A 7992-nucleotide genomic window follows, 5' to 3' on the forward strand; every position below is an offset into this window, starting at 1 on the left:
CGGGAGCGGGCGCGCGGCCGCGACCGACGAAGAGCTAACACGGTCCGGGCCCGAGGGCCGTGCGTGAGCGAGCGAGCGAACCGACGGGAGGGCGAGGCGCGAGCGCGGCGATGACCCGGACCGATCCCGACGACGTCACGCTGATCGGCCACCGCGGCTGCGCCGGGCAGCACCCGGAGAACACGGTCGCGGCCGTCGAGCGCGCGGCGCCGCGCGTCGACGCCGTCGAGGTGGACGTGCGCCGGTGCGCGAGCGGCGAGCTCGTCGTCTTCCACGACGCCGAGCTCGACCGGCTGACCGGCGCGTCCGGGCGCGTCGCGGACACTGACTGGAGCGACCTCCGCGAGCTGACGGTCCTCGACTCCGGCGAACCGATCCCGCGGCTCGAAGAGCTGTTCGACGCCGCGCCCGACGACCTCCTCGTCAACGTCGAACTCAAGGAGTCGGAGACCGCGAACGACGCGTTCGACGTCGCTCGACGGGCGGACAACGAGGTCCAGTTCTCGTCGTTTCACGCCGAGGCGCTGGCGTCGCTGCGGGACCGCGATCCGGGTACCGCCCGCGCGCTGCTCGTCGCGGACGCGGCTCCCGAGCGCGTCGTCGGGACGGCGACCGACCTCGGCTGCGTCGCGGTCCATCCACCGATCGACGTCGCGACAGAGTCGACGGTCGTCGCAACGGCCCAGGGGGCCGGACTGGCGGTGAACGCGTGGACCGCGACCGACCGCGAGGACGCGGAGCGACTTCTCGCGGCCGGCGTCGACGGGATCATCGCCGACCGCTGGGACCTGCTCTCCGACGCGGAGCGATCGTCGCGAGATTAAGTAGCTCCCGGCCCTATGGCGGAGACATGTGCGGCCGCTACACGCTCTTCACCCCGACCGCGGACCTCGAGGCCCGGTTCGGGGTCGACTTCGGCGACCACGAGCCGAGCTACAACTGCGCGCCCGGGCAGTCACTGCCGGTGATAACCGACGATGCCCCCGAAGAAGCGACCCGGATGGAGTGGGGGCTGACCCCCTCGTGGGCCGACGAGTCGTTCGACCTCATCAACGCCCGAGCGGAGACCGTTCGCGAGAAGCGGAGCTTCGCCGACGCGTTCGAGCGCCGGCGCTGTCTCGTCCCCGCCGACGGCTTCTACGAGTGGGTCGGGGGCCCCGACGGGGGCCGCGGCGGCTCCGATAAGACGCCTTACCGTGTCGCCTTCGCGGACGACCGCCCGTTCGCGATGGCGGGGCTCTACGAGCGGTGGGAGCCGCCGACGCCGGAGACGACCCAGACCGGACTCGGCGCGTTTGGCGGCGGGAACGGGGACGGCGCCGCCGGAGCCGACGACCCGGACGTGATCGAGACGTTCGCGGTGGTGACCACCGAGCCGAACGACCTCGTCGCGGACCTCCACCACCGGATGGCGGTGATCTTAGACCCCGAGGCCGGCGAGGAGGAGACGTGGCTCCGGGGCGGTCCGGACGAGGCGGCCGCGTTGCTCGACCCCTACCCGAGCAGCGAGCTCGCCGCGCACCCGGTGTCGACGCGGGTGAACTCGCCGAGCGTCGACGCGCCGGACCTGATCGAACCCGTCGCCGGGGACTGACTGGGCGGTCCGACGCCGTAACCGGCCCCGTCAGGGCGCGACCAGGTCGACGACCGTCTCGTCGTCGACGACGACGTTGTACGCGCCCTCGTCCTCGTTCCAGAGGACGAGCCCGTTCTCGACGAAGACGACCGACCCGTAGCCGGCCTCCCGGAGGTCGCGGTTCAGCGCCGTCTCGCGGGTACAGACGAGGTAGTGGTCGGTCGCCTGCGAGCCGTCGCCGACGCGGTAGAGCGCGTTGTCGCCCTCGCTCAGGTCGTGGCTGAGCTTCACCGCGAGCAGGTTCACGCGGTCGGTGACGTGGCGTTCCGACTCGGCCATGCGCGCGCACCGCTCCGCGCTCGCCTCGACGTCGACGCGGCGCGTGCCGTCGCGTCGGAGGATCGAGTAGGCGAACTGGACGTCGACGTTGACGAACTCGCCAGGCTCGTCCGTCTCGCCGCGCGCGGTCGCCTCGTCGAGCCGGCGCTGGAACGGCGGGACCGCGAGGTCCGCGGCGACGTCGAACGACCAGCCCGGGTCGCTCGGAATCGCGTCGGGCCAGAGCCGGAGCGCAGGCGAGTAGATCTCGGCGTCGCGGCCCGGGCCGGCGCCGTCCCCGTCGCCCGCGACGAGTGCGCGTTCGACCCGCCGGAGCCCGATCGCGGTGTTCCGGTCGGCCGGGGCGAAGGCGACGAGGCTCCCGTCGGGCGCGAGCGCGTCGAGCGCCGCGTCCGCGACCGCGACCGGGTCGGCGAGCTCGGAGAGGACGTTCCCGAAGAGCACGAGGTCGAACGGGTCGTCCGTCGCGGGGTCGGCCTCCTCGCCCTCGTCGAGCCCGAGGAACGCCTCGGCGGTCGCCTCGTGGACGGTCGTCCGGAAGTTACGGCCGGTCTCCTCTAACATTCGGTCGAGGACCTCGGTGGCCGCGCTCGGCTCGACGGCGTGGTAGTCGACCACGGCGTCGTCGGGGAGGTAGTCGTGGAGGCCGAGCGCGGGCCCCCCGACGCCCGCGCCGACGTCGAGGACGCGGAGCGTCCGGTCGACCAGGCCGTTCTCGGTGAGGTCGTCGAGGACGTAGCCGACCGTCGCGTAGTACGCCGGCAAGTGGTAGATCGCGTAGCCGAGCGCCGCGACGCGGTCGTACTCGACCTCGTTCTCGTAGAGGTAGTCGGTCTTCAGTCGGCGGACCCGCTCGCGGAGCTCGTCGCCGGACTCGCCGCGGTGCCAGTTCGCGCCGTACTCGCGGACCAGCAGGTCCTCGACCGCGAAGGCGTACGCCTCCGGGAGCGCCTCGGGCGCCCAGCCCGGCGGATCGACGGGCGACTCCTCGACGGGGACGAAGGCGCCGTCCTCGCGCTCGCGGAGCCGGAGGTCGAACGCCTCTTCGCGGAGCGTCTCGCGGACGACCGCCGGGTGCGGGGCCCCCTCGATATACTCGGCGATCTCCTCGGGGTCGATCGGTCTGACGTTGCGCAGGTAGTTCGCGTTGTTCCGGACCGCGGTTCTGTCGATCATTGGGTTCTCGTCTGTCTCGCGTGTTGGTGTGTCCCGTCTGCCTCGCGTCGTCTCACTCCAGCCGGTCCCGCCCCTCGCGGTCGCCGCGGGCGCGCTCGTAGAGGGCGGCGAACGCCTCGTCGTCGGCGTCCGCGATCGCCGCCGCGGCGTCGGCCACGTCCTCGGCGCCGTCGAAGGCGCGCTGGATCTCGGCGTACACCGCGGGCGACCCCTCCGTGACGGTGTCGGCGACCTCGTCGAGCGCGGCCGACACGGGGGTGTGGAACTCCTCGCGGACCGGGTCCGCGGCGAGCCGCCAGGCGAGCACCGCGGCGTGCGCTCCAGCCTGAACGGTCTCCATCGCATCGTCGTGCTCGTCCGCCGTGGTCTCGAACACGTCGTTGCCGCCGGCCTCGATCGACGCGGTGAGCCCCTCGATCGCGGGACCGCCCTCGTCGACGACGACCGCGACGTTCCCCGGGACGCGCGGCGGGGCGAACAGCGGGTGGTAGCTCGCGCGTTCGAGGGCCGGGGCGTGCTCGCGCATCGCCGCGAGCGCGTCGGTCATCTCGCCCGAGACGTCGACGATCGCCCGCTCCGCGCGGGGCGCGTACGCCTCGACCGCCGCGGGCACCGCCGACATCGGCACCGCGAGGCAGACGGCGTCGTGGACTGAGTCCCCGTCTGCGTCGACCGTCCGGGCGTCGCGACCCGCCGCGGCGTCGGCCGCCACGGACGGGTCGCGGTCGGCGAACGCGACGCTCGCGTCGACGGGCGCGGCGTCGGCCGAAACGGTGTCGGCGACCCAGCGTCCGATCTCACCGGCGCCGACGACGAGGAGGTCCATCGGTTACGGGAACGGAGGTGACGCGCCGGTTAAAAGGCCTCGCCTCGGGGCGGAGCGGGCGCTCGGCGCTGCGTCCCGCCGAGCGGATCGCGGGAGCGCCCGTTCTGCCGCGACCCCCGGACTTTCACGCGCGACCCGCAAGGGTCGGGACGTGACCGCGAACCCCACGCTCAACTTCGACCTGCTCGCGCGACTGGCGGACGCCCCCGGGCCGGTCGGTCGCGAGGACGGCGTCCGGGACGTCGTGCGAGACGAACTTCCCCCCGTCGACGCCGTGCGGACGGACGCGATGGGCAACGTCGTCGCGACCGTCGAGGGCGACGCGACTCCCGGCTACGAGGTGCTCGTCGCCGCGCACATGGACGAGATCGGGCTCGTCGTGAGCGACGTCGACGACGACGGCTTCCTCTCCGTAGAGCCGCTCGGCGGCTGGAACCCGGACGCGCTCCGCGGCCACCCGGTCACCGTCCACGCCGAGGACGGGGAGTACGGCGCGGTGGTCGGCGTCACGGCAGCGCACACGGCCGCCGAGGCGGCGCCGGACGAGTGGACGCTCGACGACGCGCACGTGTTCACCGGGCTCGACCCCGCGGCGGCCGCCGAGACGTTCCGCGTCGGCGACGTCGTCACGTTCGACGGCGACCTCCGAGAGATCGGGCGGTGCGTCGCCGGCTCCTCGCTCGACGACCGCGCGGGCGTGTACGTGCTGCTGGAGGCCGCGCGGCGCGCGGATCCCGACGTGACGGTTCACTACGCTGCGACCGTTCAGGAGGAGGTCGGCCTGCGGGGCGCGGCCGCCCTGGGTGTAGACGTCGACCCGGACCTCGCCGTCGCGATCGACGGGACGCTCGAGCAGTCGTACCCCGGCGTCGACCCCGCGGACGCGATATCGAAGCTCGGCGACGGCGTGGGCGTGAAGCGGAAGGACGCGAGCGTCGTCCCGACGCCCGGGGTCGTCGAACGACTCGAGTCCCTCGCGGAGGAGCGCGGAATCGCCTTCCAGCGCGAGGTCGCCCGGAACATCGGGACCGACGCCGGCGCGCTCCAGCACGCCGGAGGCGCACGACCGGTCGGCGCCCTCTCCGTCCCCGTCCGGTACCACCACTCCGCCGTCGAGACGGCCGACGCGCGCGACGTCGAGGCCGCGGTCGACCTCCTCACCGCCTTCCTCGACACCGAGGACGGCGAGGGGTACGCGCCGAGCTGATCCCGGCCCGCGAGGAGGCACGTGACGGCGACGGCGCGTCGACCCCTTTCTCGGTCCCGTCGAAGCGACCTCACCCCTCGGCGCCGAGCCGCCCGATCACGCCCGCGCCGGGCGAGATGGAGCGGACCGCGGGCAGCAGCGCGATCGCGATGGCCAGCTCCAGCCCACCGACCGCGAGGAAGGCAGGCGTGTAGCCGAACGCGTCGGTGGCGCTCCCGCCGATGAGGAAGCCGGTGAGGAAGCCCAGCGATCCGAACACGTTGAACAGTCCCATCGCGGCGCCGCGGACCTCCGGCTCGACGAGATCGGTGACGAGCGCCATCGTCGCCGGCGCCATCAGCGCGCCGCAGACGCCGACGAGCACCATCAGCGAGGCCGCGATCGGGTACGCCGGCGCGACGCCGACGCCGATGGTGACGACGCCGTACGCGAGCGAGCCGGCGACGACGGGGAGGAAGCGACCGATCCGGTCCGAGAGGGCCCCGAACGGCGACTGGAGCAGCGCGAACGGGACGAAGAAGAGCGCGAGCGTCGCGCCCGCGCCGGCCGCCGACAGCCCGAACGTCGACGGGTCCTGGAAGTAGTAGACGCCGACCAAGGCGAAGAAGCCCGCGGTGAGGCGGTCGACGAACCCGAACGCCAGGGGGACGAGGAGGCCGGGCGTCGTCCGGGCGCGGGCGATCACCGCGCCGAAGCCGACGTCGCCGCTCTCGACCGCCTCGGAGTCGACTCCCGGTTCCGCGGAGCCGGTCCCCGCCCGGTCGTCGACCGTCGCCGCGAGCAGCCCCGCCGCGGCCAGCACCACGGCGCCGGCGTACACCGGGTACAGCGCGCCGAGGTCGGCGAGCGCCCCGCCGACGACCGAGCCGACCGCTGCCCCGAGCCCGATCGCGAGCCCCGCGGTCCCCATGTTGCGCCCGTTTCCGCCGCGCAGATCCATCAGGAGCGTGATCGAGAGCGAGAACGCGCCGATGGTGAGCGCGCCGCCGACCGCCCTGACGAGGAGCGCGGCCTCGAAGCCGGGTCCGAGCCCCGGCAGCGACGCGAGCGCGACGTACGAGGCCGCGCCGCCGAGCGCGCCGGCGACGATCAGCGGGACCCGCGTCCCGAGCACGTCCGAGAGCGCGCCCCAGACGACCGCGAACGTCACGAACGCGCCGAACTCGGCGACGAGGAACCACATGCCGGCGTCGATGCCGGCGGGGGCGCCGAGCGCGACGACGAGGTCCGGGACCCCCGGGTAGAGGAGGACCTGCGAGATCAGCACAGCGAGGACGACCGCGCCGAGGCGGCGGCGGCGTTCGCCGGCGTCGCCGTCGACCGCGGCAGACTGGTCGCTGTCGACCGAGGCGTCGACGCGGCTGGACCCGTCGGCTTCGACGGCGGGATCGGCGTCCGGGTCGGCGTCGCTCATCTACTTATAAAACGGGGCGAACGGGCAAAAGATCGACGCTCCGAGGAAGCGCCTTCCCGACTTTCCCTCAGCCGCGACGAGACGCCGCCGGTCTCAGAGCTCGGCGTCGATCGCCGCCGCGATCGAATGCGCGCCGTATCCGTCCTCGACCGGGCTCCCGTTCACGAATATGGTCGGCGTCCCCTCGACGCCCATCGACGTCCCCTCGGATTTGTCGTCCGCCGACGCCTCTCCGAACGCCGCGAACCGGGCGTCGGACAGCACCGCGCAGGGGTCCGCGCCGGCGGCCTCCGCGGCGGCGCCGAGCGTCTCCCCGCTGTAGCTCCCCTGCGACTCGTAGGCCGCCGAGGCGAACTCGAAGAACGCCTCGTCGCCGTTGCGCGCGCCGACCCCGCGGGCCGCGCTCGCGACGGGGACCGCCCACGTCCCGTCGACCGGGATCGGCCAGTCCCAGTGCTCGTACCGGATCTCGCCGGGTTCGATGTACTCCTCGCGGATCGTGGGGAAGTGGTCGAGCTTGTAGCTCGCGCAGTGTCCGCAGGTGAAGTCCTCGAACGCCTGAACGACCACGTCGGCGTCGGGGTCGCCGAGGGTCGGCCGGTAGTCGAGGTTCGGGTCGGACGGCTCCGTCAGGTCGCAGTCGTACTCGCCCGTGTCGAGTTCGACGCCGCTGAGGTCGAGGTTGGTCCCGCCGCCACCGCCGAGACACCCCGCCGCGCCGACGACGCCCACCGACGCCGCACTCGCGAGCAGGGACCGTCGCGTGCGTTCCATGTCGGCCGCTGGGGTCGGCGCGTACTTAACGACTCCGCGACCGGGCGGCCTCCGGATGGCAGCCCGGCTCCCGAACGCTTTTGCCGCCGCCTGTCGACCCCCACGTATGAGCGACTGGGACCTCGACCTGCGGGACGCCGAGGAGAAGATGGACGAGGCGTTCGCGGCGGCCGGCGACGTCGTCCTCGGCGTTTTGGACGGCACGAACGACCCGGAGGAGTGGGTCCGCAGCGTCGACTACGGGAACACGCTGGTGCTGTCGATCGAGGGCGACCTCAACGAGCTCGCAGCCCCGTTCGCGCGCGACGTGAAAGACATGGACGGCGAGCTGATGCACTTCCGCGGCTTCCTCGTCGTCACCCCGCCCGGCGTGAGCATCGACACCGACCGGCTGAGTGATTCGGACGACGACGAGGAGACCGTCGGTTCGAACCGATCCGAGGAGAGCGGTAGCGGAGAGGCCTGAGACGTTTTTACCCCTCGCCGACCATTCGGTCTTCCTCGTCCCACTCGCGCTCGCGCAGCTCGTACTTCTGGATCTTCCCGGTGGCGGTGGTGGGAAGCTCCGCGACGAACTCCACCTCGCCGGGCGTCTTGTAGTCGGCGACGCGCTCGCGGACGAACGCCTTGAGTTGCTCGGGCGTCGCGCCCGCGTCGTCGGGGTCGCCGCTCTCCGGGAC

9 protein-coding genes are annotated in these 7992 nt (G+C 73.1%); 4 read left to right on the forward strand and 5 right to left on the reverse strand.

The window, feature by feature from the left end; all coding sequences use genetic code 11:
• The first annotated feature begins 110 nt into the window (after positions 1-110).
• On the forward strand, positions 111-824 hold the full coding sequence (locus tag C470_RS03820; protein ID WP_008365387.1) for a glycerophosphodiester phosphodiesterase: 714 nt from the start codon (positions 111-113) through the stop codon (positions 822-824).
• A gap of 26 nt (positions 825-850) precedes the next feature.
• The gene (locus C470_RS03825; protein WP_008365389.1) at positions 851-1594 is read left to right on the forward strand and encodes an SOS response-associated peptidase; all 744 of its coding nucleotides are present in this window, start codon (positions 851-853) and stop codon (positions 1592-1594) included.
• 30 nt (positions 1595-1624) lie between these two features.
• Here C470_RS03825 and C470_RS03830 read toward each other — a convergent pair whose 3' ends face one another.
• Complete coding sequence (locus C470_RS03830) at positions 1625-3091, reverse strand: small ribosomal subunit Rsm22 family protein (RefSeq protein WP_008365391.1); 1467 nt, start codon at positions 3089-3091, stop codon at positions 1625-1627.
• A gap of 52 nt (positions 3092-3143) precedes the next feature.
• Positions 3144-3917 carry a prephenate dehydrogenase gene (locus tag C470_RS03835; RefSeq protein ID WP_008365393.1) on the reverse strand — a complete coding sequence of 258 codons (774 nt, stop codon included), beginning with the start codon at positions 3915-3917 and terminating at the stop codon, positions 3144-3146.
• 151 nt (positions 3918-4068) lie between these two features.
• Here C470_RS03835 and C470_RS03840 point away from each other — a divergent pair, with 151 nt between their 5' ends.
• Positions 4069-5124 carry a M42 family metallopeptidase gene (locus C470_RS03840; RefSeq protein ID WP_008365395.1) on the forward strand — a complete coding sequence of 352 codons (1056 nt, stop codon included), beginning with the start codon at positions 4069-4071 and terminating at the stop codon, positions 5122-5124.
• A 70-nt stretch (positions 5125-5194) separates the two neighbouring features.
• On the opposite strand, the gene C470_RS03845 is transcribed toward C470_RS03840, so the two are convergent.
• Together C470_RS03845 and C470_RS03850 are read right to left on the reverse strand one after the other, a co-directional pair.
• Positions 5195-6538 carry an MFS transporter gene (locus C470_RS03845; protein ID WP_008365396.1) on the reverse strand — a complete coding sequence of 448 codons (1344 nt, stop codon included), beginning with the start codon at positions 6536-6538 and terminating at the stop codon, positions 5195-5197.
• A 93-nt stretch (positions 6539-6631) separates the two neighbouring features.
• Positions 6632-7312, reverse strand: coding sequence for a DsbA family protein (locus C470_RS03850; protein ID WP_008365398.1), 681 nt, complete (start codon positions 7310-7312; stop codon positions 6632-6634).
• 106 nt (positions 7313-7418) lie between these two features.
• On the opposite strand from C470_RS03850, the gene C470_RS03855 reads away from it, so the two are divergent.
• On the forward strand, positions 7419-7778 hold the full coding sequence (locus C470_RS03855; protein ID WP_008365401.1) for a DUF5779 family protein: 360 nt from the start codon (positions 7419-7421) through the stop codon (positions 7776-7778).
• A 7-nt stretch (positions 7779-7785) separates the two neighbouring features.
• On the opposite strand, the gene C470_RS03860 is transcribed toward C470_RS03855, so the two are convergent.
• On the reverse strand, positions 7786-7992 hold a 207-nt coding region (locus C470_RS03860; RefSeq protein ID WP_008365404.1), incomplete at its 5' end, for an AMP-binding enzyme.

Origin of the sequence: Halorubrum distributum JCM 13561 (assembly GCF_000337395.1) — an archaeon.
Taxonomy (GTDB): Archaea; Halobacteriota; Halobacteria; order Halobacteriales; family Haloferacaceae; genus Halorubrum; species Halorubrum distributum.

Coding starts and splice junctions, on each gene's coding strand:
- C470_RS03830 (WP_008365391.1), bottom strand. CDS start 3,091: ATGATCGACAGAACCGCGGTCCGGAACAACGCGAACTACCTGCGCAAC.
- C470_RS03850 (WP_008365398.1), bottom strand. CDS start 7,312: ATGGAACGCACGCGACGGTCCCTGCTCGCGAGTGCGGCGTCGGTGGGC.
- C470_RS03825 (WP_008365389.1), top strand. CDS start 851: ATGTGCGGCCGCTACACGCTCTTCACCCCGACCGCGGACCTCGAGGCC.
- C470_RS03845 (WP_008365396.1), bottom strand. CDS start 6,538: ATGAGCGACGCCGACCCGGACGCCGATCCCGCCGTCGAAGCCGACGGG.
- C470_RS03855 (WP_008365401.1), top strand. CDS start 7,419: ATGAGCGACTGGGACCTCGACCTGCGGGACGCCGAGGAGAAGATGGAC.
- C470_RS03835 (WP_008365393.1), bottom strand. CDS start 3,917: ATGGACCTCCTCGTCGTCGGCGCCGGTGAGATCGGACGCTGGGTCGCC.
- C470_RS03820 (WP_008365387.1), top strand. CDS start 111: ATGACCCGGACCGATCCCGACGACGTCACGCTGATCGGCCACCGCGGC.